Annotated in this window: 13 protein-coding genes and 2 pseudogenes; 4 read left to right on the top strand and 11 right to left on the bottom strand. The window is 63.9% G+C overall.

The window, feature by feature from the left end; translation table 11 throughout:
• Window positions 1–13: 13 nt before the first annotated feature.
• From ACIGJG_RS27940 to ACIGJG_RS27920, 5 genes are all read right to left on the bottom strand, one after another.
• A complete protein-coding gene (locus ACIGJG_RS27940; protein ID WP_483673464.1) occupies window positions 14–1,129 on the bottom strand; it encodes an NADH:flavin oxidoreductase/NADH oxidase in 1,116 nt (371 codons plus the stop codon).
• 80 nt (window positions 1,130–1,209) lie between these two features.
• Window positions 1,210–2,439 (bottom strand): YbfB/YjiJ family MFS transporter, encoded by a 1,230-nt coding sequence (locus ACIGJG_RS27935; RefSeq protein WP_140949487.1) that lies wholly within the window; start codon window positions 2,437–2,439, stop codon window positions 1,210–1,212.
• Window positions 2,440–2,571: 132 nt separating this feature from the next.
• Entirely contained in the window at window positions 2,572–3,195 is a 624-nt protein-coding gene (locus ACIGJG_RS27930; RefSeq protein ID WP_011300438.1) for a TetR/AcrR family transcriptional regulator, read from the bottom strand.
• Between the two features lie 90 nt (window positions 3,196–3,285).
• Entirely contained in the window at window positions 3,286–4,626 is a 1,341-nt protein-coding gene (locus ACIGJG_RS27925) for an MFS transporter (RefSeq protein WP_011300439.1), read from the bottom strand.
• A gap of 194 nt (window positions 4,627–4,820) precedes the next feature.
• Window positions 4,821–5,588 carry an SDR family NAD(P)-dependent oxidoreductase gene (locus ACIGJG_RS27920; protein WP_011300440.1) on the bottom strand — a complete coding sequence of 256 codons (768 nt, stop codon included), beginning with the start codon at window positions 5,586–5,588 and terminating at the stop codon, window positions 4,821–4,823.
• Window positions 5,589–5,729: 141 nt separating this feature from the next.
• Between ACIGJG_RS27920 and ACIGJG_RS27915 the strand changes: the two genes are divergently transcribed.
• Together ACIGJG_RS27915 and ACIGJG_RS27910 are read left to right on the top strand one after the other, a co-directional pair.
• Window positions 5,730–6,326 (top strand): TetR/AcrR family transcriptional regulator, encoded by a 597-nt coding sequence (locus ACIGJG_RS27915; RefSeq protein ID WP_220630296.1) that lies wholly within the window; start codon window positions 5,730–5,732, stop codon window positions 6,324–6,326.
• A 123-nt stretch (window positions 6,327–6,449) separates the two neighbouring features.
• On the top strand, window positions 6,450–7,760 hold the full coding sequence (locus tag ACIGJG_RS27910) for an MFS transporter (RefSeq protein ID WP_011300442.1): 1,311 nt from the start codon (window positions 6,450–6,452) through the stop codon (window positions 7,758–7,760).
• Window positions 7,761–7,770: 10 nt separating this feature from the next.
• On the opposite strand, the gene ACIGJG_RS27905 is transcribed toward ACIGJG_RS27910, so the two are convergent.
• Window positions 7,771–8,265 (bottom strand): discoidin domain-containing protein, encoded by a 495-nt coding sequence (locus tag ACIGJG_RS27905; protein WP_483673462.1) that lies wholly within the window; start codon window positions 8,263–8,265, stop codon window positions 7,771–7,773.
• On the opposite strand from ACIGJG_RS27905, the pseudogene ACIGJG_RS27900 reads away from it, so the two are divergent.
• Window positions 8,176–8,418 (top strand): annotated as a pseudogene (locus ACIGJG_RS27900) (IclR family transcriptional regulator); the annotation flags it as partial. The gene ACIGJG_RS27905 and the pseudogene ACIGJG_RS27900 overlap by 90 nt on opposite strands.
• A gap of 40 nt (window positions 8,419–8,458) precedes the next feature.
• Here the strand turns inward: ACIGJG_RS27900 and ACIGJG_RS27895 are convergent.
• Together ACIGJG_RS27895 and ACIGJG_RS27890 are read right to left on the bottom strand one after the other, a co-directional pair.
• Window positions 8,459–9,091, bottom strand: a complete 633-nt coding sequence (locus ACIGJG_RS27895) for a CDP-alcohol phosphatidyltransferase family protein (protein WP_011300444.1) — start codon at window positions 9,089–9,091, stop codon at window positions 8,459–8,461.
• 11 nt (window positions 9,092–9,102) lie between these two features.
• On the bottom strand, window positions 9,103–9,393 hold the full coding sequence (locus ACIGJG_RS27890; RefSeq protein ID WP_041680205.1) for an antibiotic biosynthesis monooxygenase family protein: 291 nt from the start codon (window positions 9,391–9,393) through the stop codon (window positions 9,103–9,105).
• Between the two features lie 154 nt (window positions 9,394–9,547).
• Between ACIGJG_RS27890 and ACIGJG_RS27885 the strand changes: the two are divergent.
• Window positions 9,548–10,396: pseudogene (locus tag ACIGJG_RS27885) on the top strand (ExeM/NucH family extracellular endonuclease); the annotation flags it as partial.
• A 576-nt stretch (window positions 10,397–10,972) separates the two neighbouring features.
• Here the strand turns inward: ACIGJG_RS27885 and ACIGJG_RS27880 are convergent.
• The 3 genes from ACIGJG_RS27880 to ACIGJG_RS27870 all read right to left on the bottom strand — a co-directional run bounded on the left by ACIGJG_RS27880 (window position 10,973) and on the right by ACIGJG_RS27870 (window position 15,138).
• Window positions 10,973–12,301: a hypothetical protein gene (locus tag ACIGJG_RS27880; protein WP_483673460.1), complete on the bottom strand. Its 1,329-nt coding sequence runs from the start codon at window positions 12,299–12,301 to the stop codon at window positions 10,973–10,975.
• A 255-nt stretch (window positions 12,302–12,556) separates the two neighbouring features.
• The gene (locus tag ACIGJG_RS27875) at window positions 12,557–13,588 is read right to left on the bottom strand and encodes a DEAD/DEAH box helicase family protein (protein ID WP_483673458.1); all 1,032 of its coding nucleotides are present in this window, start codon (window positions 13,586–13,588) and stop codon (window positions 12,557–12,559) included.
• Window positions 13,573–15,138, bottom strand: a complete 1,566-nt coding sequence (locus ACIGJG_RS27870; RefSeq protein ID WP_483673456.1) for an ATP-dependent nuclease — start codon at window positions 15,136–15,138, stop codon at window positions 13,573–13,575. The genes ACIGJG_RS27875 and ACIGJG_RS27870 overlap by 16 nt, the downstream gene beginning before the upstream one ends.
• Window positions 15,139–15,568: the final 430 nt, after the last annotated feature.

Below are 15,568 nucleotides of genomic sequence, written 5' to 3'. Positions count from 1 at the left end.
GTGCAGCGCAAATTCAGCGCTGGCCGAAGTTGGCGCCCGAAAACAGGTCCTTCAACTCGCGCGGCTGGGAACGCCAGTACTGTTTCGGCGCCGCCACGCTAGCCCCGAGCTTCGCTGCGGCATGCCACGGCCAGCGCGGATCGTAGAGCATCGCGCGCGCCAGCGAGACGGCGTCGGCCTCGTTGCCCGTGATGATGGCCTCGGCTTGCTCCGGCTCGGTGATCAGCCCCACGGCGATGGTCGGCAGGCCCACCTCGGCCTTCACGCGCTGCGCATACGGAACCTGGTAGCCCGGGCCGAGCTTGATTGCCTGCGCCGGCGAGACCCCGCCAGTAGTGACATGGATCGCCGCGCACCCACGCGCCTTCACCGCCTGCGACAGCGCCACCGTTCCCTCGATATCCCAGCCGCCCGGCACCCAGTCTGTGGCCGAGATGCGCATCCACACCGGCCGGTCTGCCGGCACTGCGGCGCGCACCGCGTCGAAGACCTCGATCGGGAAGCGCATGCGGTTTTCGAGGCTGCCACCGTATTCATCGTCGCGATGATTGGCCAGCGGCGACAGGAACTGGTGCAACAGATAGCCGTGTGCCGCATGGATCTCGAAGCCCTGGATGCCGAGCCTCACCGCACGCACCGCCGCCGCGACGAAGTCGTCGCGCACCTTGTCCATGCCGGCGCGGTCGAGCGCCGTCGGGCGCGCCTCGCCTTCGGCATGGGGCACCGCCGAGGGTGCAACCGCCTGCCAGCCGCCCGGCGCATCGGGCGCGACCTGCTGCCCGCCTTCCCATGGCACCTGGCTCGATGCCTTACGCCCCGCATGCCCGAGTTGAATGGCCACGGCGATCGGCGCGTGCGCGCGGATCGCCTTGAGCACGTGCCCGAGCGCGGCTTCGTTCTCGTCCGAATAGAGGCCGAGGTCCCCTGCCGTGATCCGGCCTTCCGGGGAAACCGCCGTCGCTTCCAGGATCAGCATGCCCGCGCCGGACAGCGCCAGCGAGCCGAGGTGGATCATGTGCCAGTCGACCGCATTGCCGTCCTGCGCCGAGTACTGGCACATGGGCGCAATGATGATGCGGTTGGGCAGCGTGAGATTGCCGATGTCGAGAGGATCAAACAGGTGGCTCATGCGAATACCTTGTCTTGCAGATCAGGAGATCAGAATCGGCGCACAGAGGGCGCCCTATGCGACGGGTGAACCGCTCGATTCTAGGCCGATGCGGAATTTGCCGCTTGCCGCCGCGCGCCGCCGAAGTCGAGCGCCAGGGCGACCACCATGGCCGCCGCGCCGCAAGCGAAGATCAGCGCGTAGCGCTGGCCAGAATGCGCAAACAGCCAGGAGTAGCCGTAGCCGGACAAGGCCTGCAGCAGCGCGAATGCGCTGGTCGCATGGCTCCAGGAAGCCCGTTGCGCAGCAGGGTCATGCGGAATCAATTCCTGGATACGGCCAAGTGCCAGCGGCGCGATGCCTGGCGTGAACACGCCGAGCATGACCGTCGCGACGCCGACGACAAGCGCATGTCCAGACACCGCAAGCAGCGCTACCGCCAGGCCTTGCAGCAGCATGGCGCCGCGATACGCCAGGCCAAAACCGATGCGATCCGCAACCAGCCCGCACAGCGGCGGCCCGGCGATGGCAGCGACGCCGTAGAGCACCCAGTAGCCGGCACCGACACTGCTGCCCCGGCCGAGTCCGCGCGCGATGTAGTCGACCAGCAGCAACATCACAGGCACCAGACCCAGGGCGTTGAGGGCGTACTGCGCGTAGAGCCGACGCATGCCTGCAGGGATTGCGGTCGGTCGCGAGGCATTCGCAGGCTGATGCGCTGGCGTATCGGCCGCAGGCCAGCCGAACCAGCTCAGCAGCGTGAGCGCCAGCGACACCAGCCCCAGGCCGATCCAGGTTTCGCGCAAGCCGAGTTGCAGCAACCACGGCACCAGCGTGCCTGAAGCCGCAATGCCAAGCCCAAGCCCGAGAAAGATCATGCCGCTGACGAGCCCGCGCCGCGGCGCCGGGATATGCGGCAGGATCGACGTGGCCACGAGCACCATGATGGCGCCTCCGGCGAGGCCCGCGGTAAAGCGCCACGCGAAGTACCAGATCACCGACAACGGCCATGCACACGCGATGAATGCAACGCTCGCGGCCAGCATCAGTGTGCGCAACGCGGTACGGTTCGACACCGCCGAGGCGTACGGCCGCCCGAGCATCGCTCCGGCAAGGTAGCCCGCAAAATTGGCCGCGCCGAGTGTCACGGCTTGTGCTGCGGTGAACCAGTGCGCCTGGATCAGCGTTGGAATCAGCGGCGTGTAGGCAAAGCGTGCCAGCCCGATGGCAACGAGGCTGGCGCAAAGACCCGCCAGCGCGGCATAGATGGCGGCGCCGTCGAGCGGTACCTGAGGGACCGTGCCGGGTCTGGCGGTGAGCGGTTGTGACATGGTGGACTCCGGGAAACGACACACGTGGGTGTCGGCAAAACGGGGGCGTAAAGGCGCCCCCTCCGCAGGCCGGGGGCGTGCGGAAACAGAAGCAGCGAACGGATCGGGACGATGCAGCCGGTGCTGCGGGGATCAGCCGGTGCCAGCTGTGGCAGGGGCAAGCGGTAACGGCGGCAGGCCCAGTGATGCGAGCGCAGGCCGTACGACGCTTTCGAGCAGTTGCGGGTCCGGTGCCGTGCGCGCCAGTACGCGCACACCGAGAACCAGGGCCAGCAGTTGAGACGAGTTGTCTTCAACAGGCCCCGCAGCAGGGATTTCGCCGGAAGCTTGTGCGGCAACGAGTCTGTCGTGGAAGAAGTTGCGCATGCGCTCGAACTCCTCCGACACCTTCTGCCGCAACGCCGGCTCCTGCGGCGTGACTTCCAGCGCCGTGTTCACCAGCAGGCAGCCGCGGTGCTCAGGGTCCGCGAGCGAGCGTGCGATGCTTTCCGCAAAGAATGCACTGATGGCCGCTGCCGGCGAAGGCAGCTTGCTCAGGCGCGCAATCCTTTCGCGGAGGTTGTGGTCCAGGTAGAAATCCAGCGCCTGCAGGAACAGTGAGCGCTTGTCGCCGAACGCGTTGTAGAGGCTGGGCTGGGTCATGCCCATGGCGCTGGTGAGGTCGCGCGTGGACGTGGCCTCGTAACCGCGTGCCCAGAAGGCGTCCTGGGCAGCGGTCAGCGCAGTCTGTTCGTCGAATTTACGGGGTCTGGCCATGACGGATGCCGTTTTGTATCAATCGATATGAAACATTATATATCGATCGATACAAAACGCAAGCGACTCAGCTTTCGGCCGACCGTGCGGTCAGTGCTTCACTTCTGGCATCACCAGCCGCAGGCCGCTGGCAATGGCCGCAACGCCGGCAAAACCGGCGCCCAGCGCAAGGGCCAGACCGGGTCCATGGTCGCCAGCGAGGCCAAAGCTCAGCGCGACAAGCGCCGCGCCCGTGGCCTGGCCCAGCAGCCGCGCGGTGGCAATCACGCCGCTCGCACCGCCGCTACGCTCGCGTGGCGCACTGGCCATCAGCGCCTTCAGGTTGGGTGACTGGAAAAAGCCGAAGCCCGCACCACAGATGCACATGCGGATGCCGATCTCCAGCGTACTGGGGTTGGCCGGCATCAGCGCCAGCGACGCCATGCCGACGCTCATCACAGCCAGCCCGACGCCACCGAGCAGGCCCGGCGGATAGCGATCGGACAGGCGCCCCGCGATCGGCGCCATCAGTGCGACCACAACCGACCATGGCGTCAGCAGGAAGCCGGTTTCCACCTGGCCTCGCCCGAGCACATGCTGGAAATAGAACGGCAGTGAAACGAAGGCGAGGCCTTGCGCGGCAAACGAGCAGATCGCGGTCAGCGTCGACAGCGCGAACATCGGACGGCGGAACAGGTCCAAGGGCAGCATCGGCGCCGGGTGGCCGCGCTCGCGCCACAGCAGCAGGCCGAAGGCGACGACGAAGACGGCCGCGGCCGCCAGCGACTCTTCCAGCGGCGCGCGCTGTGCCCCCTCGCCGAGTGCGAAGATCAGCGCGGCGAAAGCCACCACGTTCAGCAGCGCCGCCACGCGATCAAAGCCATGCTGGCTGCGCGGCGTCTGCGGCAGCGCGCCGCGCGCGATGCCGAGCGCGAGCAGGCCAATCGGCAAGTTCACGGCAAATAGCCACGGCCACGAGCCGAAGGACAGGATCACCGACGCCACGGTCGGTCCCAGTGCGAACGAGACCCCTACCACCAATGCATTGAGCCCTACCCCGCGGCCGAGCCGTTGGATCGGGAAGATCGCGCTGATCAGCGCCGTATTGACGCTCATGATGGCGCTCGCGCCGATGCCCTGCAGCACCCGCGCCGCCGCCAGCGACGGCAGCGACCACGCCAGCGCGCAGACTACGGAAGCCGCGATGAACAGCGTTACCCCGCCGATATAGATGCGCCGGTGACCAAGAATGCCGCCCAGCGCCGCGAACGGCAGCAAGGTCGCCACCATCGCGAGCTGGTAGGCATTGATCACCCACACCGACGCCGCCGGCGTGGCGCGCAGATCCACAGCGATCGAAGGCAGAGCGGTGTTGGCGATCGCCGTGTCCAGCGTGGCCAAGGCCACGGCGATCATGATGGCGGCCATGCCGCGGCGCTCGCGCGCAGTCATGGCGTGGGCGACAGCGGCGGACGCTGGCTGGGAAGCGGCTTGGATCGGGGCGGGACTGGACACGGCGCGAGACTCTTTGCGGCCGGTTCATCGCCCGGCACGGTTCAACCGAGACAATACGGCAAATCTCTTCAACGCGCTGAAGACGGCTTCATATGTATGCACATTTGAAGCCATCCGAACAACGTGACGCGTCAGGCTACGGACAGCCCGCCGTCCACGCTGATGCTCTGCCCGTTGATGAAACGTCCGGCAGGCGAGGCCAGCAACACTGCAAGCCCGGCCACGTCATTTGCCTCGCCGATGCGCCGCATCGGGATGCGCGAAGCCAGTTGCGCCTCGCGTGCGGGATCGCCCCACAGGGCTTCACGCGAGAATTCCGTTCGGACCGGACCCGGATTGATGGCATTCACGTTCACGCCGTTCGCGCCGAGCTCCAGGGCAAGGCTGCGCACGGCCTGGTCGACCGCACCCTTGGTGATGCTGTACATGCCGAGGAATGCCGAGCCACGCTTGGCCGCGATGCTCGACATGAAGGTGATCGAACCGTCGCCGCGCGACACCATCTGCGGTGCCAGCGCATTGACCAGCTGCAGGTTGCCGCGCACATTGCCGGCCATCGCCGCATCGAACACTTCAGGGCCCTGCGAGAGCAAAGAACCCGCGGCGCCATCGGCCGCAGCGTTCAACACCAGGGCGTCCACCCTGCCAAAGGCCGCCAGCCCCTGTTCCGCAAATGCGTGCACGCTGGCCAGGTCGGCGATATCGCAGGCGATACCCACGGCGCGAATACCGTCGCTCTCCAGTTGCGCGGCGACCGTACGGGCGACGTCGCCATTGCGTCCGGAAACGATGACGCTGGCCCCGGCGCTGCCCAGCGCACGCGCCATTTCAAAGCCCATGCCCATGGTCGAGCCGGTCACGACGGCCACGCGGCCGGAAAGATCAAAAAGGTTCTGCATTACAGGGACTCCTGTCGGTTGGGGTGAAGTGCGAGGTCAAATGAATGGGGATGACCTCTTAAATTACGATCAACATCTATTGAACAAATTATGACCATCATCTAAAATTCGTCAAGCACCAATTTTCGAAGGAGTCTTCACATGGCACGCGCATCACGGGAACAAGCCGACAAGAACCGGGAAGCGATCGAACAGGCGTCGTCGCGCCTGTTCCGCGAACGCGGGCTCAATGGCGTCAGCGTGGCCGAACTGATGGCAGGCGCCGGGCTCACCCACGGGGGCTTCTACGGGCATTTCGCGTCCAAGGACGCGCTGGCGGCGCAGGCATGCAGACGCGCGTTCGAGGAATCGACGGTCCGTTGGGAACGCCGGCTCGACCGCGCTTCGGGGGATCCGCAAGCGATGCTTGCGAACCTCGTCGCGCCCTATCTGACGCCTGAGCATTGCGCGAATCCGGGACAAGGATGCGCGGCCGCCTCGCTGGCCAGCGACGTGGCACGCGAGCCGGCCGACAAGCCAGTGCGGCTCGCTTACCTGGAAGGCTTCAAGGCACTGGTCGGGGATATGGAAGCGACCGTTGCGAGTGACAGCGCGGAGACGCGCCACAAGGAAGCGTTGATTCGCATGGCCATGCTCGTGGGCGCGATCACGCTCGCCCGGGCCGTCGAAGGCGACACAATCTCCGACACCATCCTGGACGCAGTCCGTGAGCGGCTGCTCGGGACGTCATCCGGCTGACCCATTAATCGATCTGCCGCTCCGGCAGCTCCATCACGCACTCTGTCCTCCGCACCCATACCGGCACGCGGATGGCCCGACTCACCTTTCACGCTTGCAAAGCGCCCCCTGAGAAAGAGACCCATGTTCTCCCAAGCGATTTCCAGCCGGCTCGACCGGCGCGGCATCCACTACGCGTGGATCGTCGCGGCCATCACGTTCCTCGTCATGCTGACGACCTCGGCCGCGCTCGGCCTGCCTGGCGCCTTCCTCAAGCCGCTGACCCTGGAAATGGGATGGAACACGGACCAGATCTCATCGATCCTGGCGTTCCGTTTCGCGCTGTTCGGACTGATGGCCCCGTTCTCGGCCATCCTGATGGAGCGCTTCGGCGTGCGTAACGTCGTGTGCGCAGCGCTGGCCCTGATTGCGGGCGGCATGGCGCTGGCCACGGTCGCCACGGAACTGTGGCAACTGTTCCTGGCCTGGGGCCTGATGCTCGGCATCGGTTCCGGCATGACGGCGCTGGTGCTCGCCGCTGTGGTCGCCAACCGCTGGTTCAGCGCGCGCCGCGGGCTGGTCATCGGCCTGCTTACCGCGAGTTCGGCCACCGGCCAGCTTGCTTTCCTGCCGGCGGCGGCCTGGCTGATCGAACACATGGGCTGGCGCGTCGCGGTGCTTCCGGTGCTGGCCGCGTGTGCGGTGCTGGCCGTACTGGTGTTAGGGTTCATGCGCAACCGCCCCAGCGACGTCGGCCTGGCGGCGTTCGGCGAAGTCCCCGCTGCGGTTCCGCTTACCCCATCCGCACCGCCCGCCCCGCTCACGCTGCGCGGCCCGTTCGTCGTGCTGCGCGATGCCATGCGCAACCAGACGTTCTGGGTGCTGGCCGGCACGTTCTTTATCTGTGGCCTGTCCACGAACGGCCTGATCCAGACCCACTTCATCTCGCTATGCGGAGACTTCGGCATGGGGCCCGTGCCAGCCGCCTCGGCACTCGCGATGATGGGCGCATTCGACTTCGTCGGCACCATCCTGTCAGGCTGGCTGTCGGACCGTTATGACAGCCGCAAGCTGCTGTTCTGGTACTACGGACTGCGCGGCTTGTCGCTGTTCTGGCTGCCGCACTCGACCTTCACGCTGTATGGCCTGTCGATCTTCGCCATGTTCTACGGCCTCGACTGGATTGCCACGGTGCCGCCCACCGTCAAGCTCGCGGGCACCGCGTTCGGCCGCGACCGCGCGCCGATGGTATTCGGCTGGATCTTTGCCGCTCACCAGGTTGGCGCCGCCACGGCGGCCTTCGGCGCGGGCCTGAGCCGCACGCTGCTGCTGACCTATACGCCGGCGCTGTATGCCGCCGGCGCGGCTTGCCTGGTGGCAGCGCTGCTGGCGCTGGCGGTCAGGCGCAATGCCCTGCCCGGCCACGCAACACCGGCGCAGGCCGCAAAGGCCTGAGCCAGCGACATCATCGGTTGCCCGTCGAAACCGCCAGGAACGTGTAGAGGCTCGGCGGCCGCTGGTCGCGCGACACTACGCGGATTCGCAACGCCGACGCCGTGACCGGACCGGCCAGCGAGACATAGCGGCTCGCGCCAATGTCCGAACCGCTGGCCACCGCCTGCCACTGGCCGTTCACCTGTGCCTCCAGCATATAGCTGCCGGTACGGGAGTCCGACTCTGTCGGGTCGAGGTACTCGGCGAGCTGCACCAGGCGGATCGTCGCAGGCGCCGCGAACACTTGCGTCAGCGTGGCGGTGGGCGCTTCCGATGCCCACCGCGTTGCCGGATCGCCGTCAGTCGCCATCTCCGGGCCATAGCCCGGATCGCGCGTCCACGACGAGGTGGCCGTCGTTGTCGCGCCCCTCGAAACATCCACGAGCTTGGCTACAAGCAGCGCGAAAGCCTGCAGTCGTTCGGCGTGGTCGATATCAGTTGCCCGATCCTCGATCCGCAGGGACATGCGCTCGCGGTGCTGACCTCGCCGTATATCCGCCGCATTGACCGCCATGCAGGGCCGTCGCTGGACGAAGCGCGCGAATTGCTGATCGAGGCGGCACGCTCGCTGTCGCTCAATGCAAAGTTGGAAATGGACCAGCCGGAGCAACCGGAGTAGGCAGATGAAGGCGCCGGCCCGCATGCGGGACCGGCTTCGATCAGAACTTGGGAATACGCAGTGTCTTGCTGACCATCAGCGAGCCCGATAGCGCGAACAGCAGCACCAGCGGATGAAGGTCGGCGGGGCCAATCGTCCAGACGCCGCCGGGCAGCGCCGCGCCAGTGCGCTCTTGCGCGGCACACCAGGCCAGCACACCGGTCAACAGCACACTCGTCGGAATCGGCGTGCCTTCGAAATACTTGACCTTGTCGCTGCCGGCCGACAGCGTTTCCGCCGTGACATTGAAGCGCGCAAGCCGGCTGACGCCGCAGCAGACGAAAAAGATCAACACGGCCAGGTCCCAGCCCCCGCGCATGCCCGCGGCAAAGGCCAGCGCGGCAGGCCCGACTCCGAATGAAATGATGTCAGCCAGCGAATCGAGTTCGCGCCCCATCGCCGAATGCTGGTGGCGCCAGCGCGCGATACGCCCATCCAGCACGTCAAAGATGAACGCCAGCGGCGCGAGCGCTGCCGCCGTGAAGAAATGCGCCGGTGTCGGCGTGCCCACGTAGAACATGGCGAAGAACACCGACCCCATGCCGCACGCCGCATTGCCGAGCGTGAACACATCGGCGAGCTGCAGCTCGCGCAGCATGGAGAAATGGCGGGGCCGCTCCTGAGGCGCCGACATAAGCGTTGCGCTCAGAGAACCTTGGACACGTGGCCGACCTGCGGCGGGGCCGCAAAGCTGTCGCTGACCAGTTCGCGCCATTGCTGGAATTCCGGAGATTCGCGGAAATGCACCATATGGTCTTCGACCGTTTCCCACTCGACCACCAGCGTGTATTGCTGCGGCTGCTCGACGGAGCGGAACAGCTGCACGCCATGGCAGCCGCGCGAACGCAGGAACAGCGGCTTGGCCTTGCTCACGCCCTGTTCGAACTGGCTTTCGCTGCCGGGCTTGACGGTGATTTGCGCGATTTCCTTGATCATGATGTCCCTGTATCTGGTTGGGGTGGCTGCCGGCGCGTGCCGGCCGAATGACATTACCTTAGCACGTTCATGCGCAAGGGTCGTGTGGCCGCAACCCTTTCGTCACTGCGGCCCCTTAGCATCGCGGCTTTCCATGATCCTCAGATGAACCGCCATGTCATTCATGCTGCCGAACCCCCTGCTGTCCGGACTGTTGCTCGCCGCAAGCACGACCCTCGCCGTTGCGGCCACCGCGCCGTGCGGATCACCGTCCACGCTGATCGCCGATGTACAAGGCGCATCGACCACTTCGCCGCTGGCCGGCAGGACAGTCGAGATCGAAGCCGTTGTCACCGCCGACTTCAGCGGGCCCGACGGCTTCATGGGTTTCTTCGCCCAGCAGGAAGATGCGCGCCGGCAGCACCGGCCGGGCGTTTCCGAAGGCTTGTTTGTCTACGCGCCGCGCCACACCGCGCGCGCCGGCGATCTGATGCGCTTGCCCGGCACCGTGGAAGAACGCTACGGCCAGACCCAGCTCGCCTTGTCTGGCATGCCGGTCCTCTGTGCAACGGGCCGAACCGTCACGCCAGCCAGCATGACGATGCCATTTGCCGACGAAGCCGCACTGGCCGCGCGCGAAGGCATGCTCGTCAGCCTGCCCCAAACCCTCACCGTCAACGACACCCATGAACTCGGCCGCTACGGCAGCCTTCTGCTCGGACATGGCAGGCTGCGTATTCCCACGGCAGTCGCCGCACCGGGCCGGGATGCCGCGCAGCTTGCCGCCGCCAACGCGCTGAACCGGCTGGTGCTCGACGACGGGTCGAGCCAGCAAACTCCTGAGGTCGTGCCCTACCCCGCGCCCGCGCTGAGCACGGCAAACCCGGTGCGCGCCGGTGACACCGTCAGTGGCGTGCGCGGCGTGCTGGAAAAGCGCTACGGCACATGGCGGCTGCAGCCTGTGCCCGGCGATGCGCCACCGCGCTTTACTGCAACGAATCCGCGCCATGCGGCGCCTGCCAGGACCGTGTTAAGGAGGAATGCCATTTGTCAAATCGATAGGTGGGGCCAAGGCTAGCGTCGATTAACCCCTAGAAACAGGGGACAATCTCGATGGCCAAAGCGGTGTTGCGTCCGCGAAATACGCCGGTTCTTAGATGCGTTTTTCGAAAATTGAAGCGAGTGTCAAACGCCGAAATGCGATTTGTCAAAGTATCGCATCTGGGAATCATCGACATCTACCGGATAGCCGGCGGCCGGCTTAAAGCGACCGGGATCACATAGAAGCTGGCTGCCGGTACGGCTCGTCGCAGATGAATGTCGTGACGCTTGCCATGTGAGCGGCCGCGCGAATGTGATCGCACAGCTTTTGGGGCGAACTGTCTTGAACTGGGGCGCAGCAACACTTTGCCAAAGAAGGCGGTAGCGGGGACAGCGATAATCGCCCATCAACCATTGCCTAGCGGGTCAACTGGCGATCCTGGTCAGAACACTCAGTGTACTGTCCCTTTGTGAAGGCAATCCGCCATATTGCATCGCACCAATATACCCCAAAAGGCTCCGCAGCAGTCCGTGTATTATGCCCTTCTGCGGGCTATCTTTAGCCCAATGCTGGGCAGTGCACGGCCTCGAACGGCGCGATCTCTTTGAGGTCATTCCAGAACATGGGCCGGTGAACGCGCTCGGCCACCCCGGCGTGTCGCTGCAGCGTAAAATCCCGCAGCGACCAGACGCGGCAGTCCAAATGTGTCTTCTCCCGCAGATATTTGTCGAGGCCCAGCTCGGCCACGGTTAGCACCGCGCTTTCGAAGTCCTGCGCCGAACACGTCGTGTACGGCATCTCTTGCAGGACCGACAGCGGAATTTTGCAGTGCTCCAGCCCGGCCTTCACCTTACGTTCAAGCAACTCCATGACGATCGGCCCAAACAGATGCCATTCGTCCAGCGTGATGACCACCGGGTAGATCGGCCGAACATTGGGCAGCCACGCCGGCGTGTGACCGCCTTGGGCATCGCGGATGTTCTTGTAGAGCTGGACCACGATGCCGGCCAGCACGTCGAGTTGCTCATCAAACTCTTCGATCGCATCAGGCATCTTGGCATCGTGCCGCAGCCGCTTGGTCTTGCACTCGATAAACAAATTGGCCGTGTCATCGGTGACAATCCAGTCGGTGCCGAGCTTCGCATCCTTGCCGACGGTGTATGGCGCCTCGCCTGTGACGGTGAAGCGCGGCGTTGCGAACGCCTCGCGCAGCACCTCCCCAATGTAGGCCTCGAATGCGGCCCCGAATCCCTTGGAGAATCCATCCCGCTTGACGAGCCGGTAGTACAGGCCATTGGTGATCGCCCGGTAGAAGTACTCCGGGATGGGCGCGAAGGCGTGCGGAGAGTTGCCCTTCAGCCGCAGTAGCGGCGTGCCCTCCAGCGGATTCCAGGTGAACCCCCAACTGCGATCCAAGCGCTGATGCTTAACGATCTGTTCGCGCAAACCGCCTACCCCTGTGGTAAGGGGCTCATAGAAACGGCGCACCTGCTGCGGCGTGATGCCTACCGCGTCCAGCACGCGCTGGCGCTCGATCCATGGTCGTTTCAGCAGTTCGCCGCCACCGATGACACCCAGCAGGAAATACGTCCGCACAGGCATCCCAACCTCGGTCTCCACGATCGGGGCGAGCGTCGGGTGCCGCAGGATCCGGTAGTAGCGCATCAGCGAAAGCAGGGACTTCTGGACCTGCCATGGGAACTGCTGGTGCGCCATCGCCGTCAGGTCGCGCAAGGCGACCTCTGGCGTCATGTCGACACTGAAGCTCTTGTCCCACGCGTGCCTGATGACATCGAGTACCTTGTACAGGTCCCCCAGCTTCGCGAAGCATCGTCCACGCTCCGGCTGTGCATGGAGCGCAAGCTCGCGCGCGAGCAGCGGCAACATAAAGGCCGGCACCTTCTCCTTGAGCGACGGGACCGGATACGGCGGTGGCCCATCGCCATGGACATGCATCGCGATGCGACCGAGCTGCGGAAGGCACTTCCGTAGCGAATACCTCCGCAACCGTTCATGGACAGCAAGGAATGGGGCTTTCACGCTGGGGCAGCTCGATCGTTGAACATGCTGCATTATCGCCGACGGGACACCCGCAGAACGTTCAAATTAGGAATGCTCTTCAATGGCATGGAGTTGTGATGGTCAAGTCAGGAATTCCCGTAGGTCCTGCTCACGGACAAAAAACAAGTTTTCACGCGCCCGCGAGCACGCCACATACAGCTTGTTACGTGTCTGCGGCGGAAGGTCCTGAAGGCCGCCATCACGCAAGCGCGCCCACGCGTCCTTTCCAAGGACGACGCAAACGTCGCGAAAATGGTCCATGCCCTTGCTGGCCCCCCAATTGTTAGAGAAGCAACCATACCGAGTGTGACTGCTGTAAAAGAGTTTGACGATCGAAGGATTCCGATACAGGTCCTTCGCGACGGGCACTTGCTCCACAACGGACAGATCGGAGCCCCGCTCCTCATGCGCATGCATGTCAATCTGCAAGCGCTCGCGGATGAAATCACAGACTGTCTTGCTGCACCGGCGACTTGCGCGCAGAGATTGACGGTCCACGGCAATCCCTTGGGCTGAAAAGCGTTGTGCGTAGAGGCCAAAATCGTTGTGCAGCGTCCGGTTCACCGACCCGTCACGGCTGGTATCAAACGTGTGCTGAAAAAAGTCTCCAACCAGCAACACATCCGTATTCACCCGCCACAACCGGGACAGCAGATTAAAATCGTGGCCCCCAAAGTCCTGCACTTCATCCACGAAGACTCGGTCGAAGTATCGTTCGATGCGCGCCAGAAGCGCCGGCAGACATCCTTTCACCTCCAACAATTTAGCGAGGCGGTTGTGATAGAGGCGGCGACTCCCATCAAGGTAGCGCGCGTCTTGGGTCAAGGCGAGCTTTGACGTCTGAGCGGGGGGCAGCCGAAAATTCATGCCTCGGCTGCCCAGACCCATCTGCAGCAGTGGCCGGTAGCAGAAATTGTGTAGAAATCTGAAGTAAGTACAGACCACAATGTTCGGCGGCATGTACCCGAACTTCTGCAGCACGCGAAATCGCAGGTGGGCGAAATTGTTCTCGGTGTAGGTAATCAGCAGTACCCGCCGCTCCAGGTCAAGCTCGTCGATCAAGCGCGTGGTCTTGCCGGAGCCTGCGACCGCGAAAATTACCCTCTTATCCACTGCACGGCCTCCTCGATGTAGCGTGGGACGACTAGGGCATGCTGACTGGTGAGCAGGCTCAAGGCCGCGTCGGTCTTGTTGGCCAGCATATATTGCAGGGGGGTCAGCGTGCGCCTGCCATCCGCAAAGAGGGCGTCGCAAGCTGCTGAATTGCAGTCATACAAGCCCACCTCGAACGTATATTTGGCATTATCGGCGTCGGCGAACACCATCCCCGCGTCATAGATGTGCTCGGCGAAATTGTCCACACAGTTGGCTTGGAAGTTGCCATCGTTGTCTCGAATGGCAGCGGTCCGGATGCCCAACAGCTTGCCCAACTCTAGATAGCGTTTAAAGCTCGTCCCGCCAATCGCCATCACGTGCACATCGTCCTGCTCCGGCGACACCCCTCCCGACGCGGCGCGGTACAGCGCATCGAGAAGGATAAACTCCGCGTCGCCCTCCACCAGGATCACGCGTTGGGACAGCGCGAACTCCAGGATATTATTGTCGGGGGCCTTAATGAAGAAGTTGGCCGTCTCTTCACTGAGCGCTTGCAAACTCGAAGCCTGATCGTTGATGCCCAACAATTGTGCGTGGCGCAGATCCAGCCGCGATGCAATATGACTGCTGTGAGTGGCCACAAACAGTTGCGTCTGGACCGCATCCTCCAGGCTCCGGACGAGCCGCCGCATGCCCGTGTGACTCAAATGGTTTTCGGGCTCCTCCAGCAGCAACGCATGCAGCGATGCGCCGTTATTCTTGTGGCGGCGCAACGCGAACTCGGTCTTCAGGAAGCACTGACGTCCTTTGCCGCGGTTCTCCAGCGGAATGCCGTCCTCCATAATCTGCAGGTCCACCTCCAGGTTCGAACGGTGGCCACTGCGCACGCCGAACTGGTAGTCAGCAAGGTCCTGGTTAACAGGCCCCAAATATTCCTTGCGAAAGGTGTCCTTCCCGCGGCGATACTGGTTTTCCAGGCGGTGTCGGGTGGGAACGTCCGTGTGCACACCGAATACGGCCCGCGTGTACTCCCGGACTGCATGCTCACTGTCGATTCGGGAACTGTCCAAAGACAAATGCCTGACAGGACGCTTGTAGGCGACCACCGCGTCCCCTGAGAACGTGTGGAACCGGATTCCGTAGTATTCGTAAGGAAAATTGGGCTCCTCCTGCGCGAGGACTTCCGCGATGGCCTTGCCGTACTCTTCGATCGGCGCGATCTCGAGGCGCAGGCCATCGGCCTCGACGCCCTTGGAGTTGTTTCTGCCGTTGAGCTCGAAATCATCCCCGGCCATCAGCCAGGCCTCAACATAAAGCAACGGCAGATGCTCGGGCTTCCGGTCTCCGGCCAGGAAACCATCGACGGCTGTCTTGCACAGCAGGCTTTCCACGCCCACGGCTTCGACTCGCCCCCGGCTCGCGCCAAGAATCAGGTCGAGAGCCAGCAGCACTGAGCTCTTTCCTGCTTCATTGTCGCCAACAAGAATGTTGGTCTTTGCATTGAAATCAAGCTCCAGCGTTTCGAACTTTTTAAAATTATGCAGCACGAGCTTCGAAATTATTGTCACACCCCCTCCATTGCTACCGCAGCTGGCGAATCATCTGAAAATAGTATGGCTAATCACCGCGCCTATCCCCTGCGTCAGGACGGCCGTGACCAGTCCTCGTCGATCAAGCGCTGAACTGCCCGCCATGCCGGCCCGGCATCGGACGTCCGGCCGCTGCACAACGCAGCCCCGCCTTGAGGCTCGCATCAATTATCCGCGGCTGTCGAGACAGGTGCTATCCGCCGACGGAGGGATATCGAGCGCGACGTTGGCAAAGCTGCCTGACCGTGCCCATGCACCGAGGCGTAGATCGCCCCAGACGAGAACAGGGGAGCCTAAGGCCCGACTTGAGAGCGACGGCGGCCGATATCTTGACAATGCGCGCTAGCTCCGCATCATCCACATGCTATCCGCCATGTCAAGCCACCAACGCTGCGCAGGTGCGCTCCTT

The organism is Cupriavidus sp. C1SS-2L (assembly GCF_057073735.1).
Note: the sequence above shows the minus strand (reverse complement) of the source record. Positions and strands in the feature narration are given on the sequence as shown.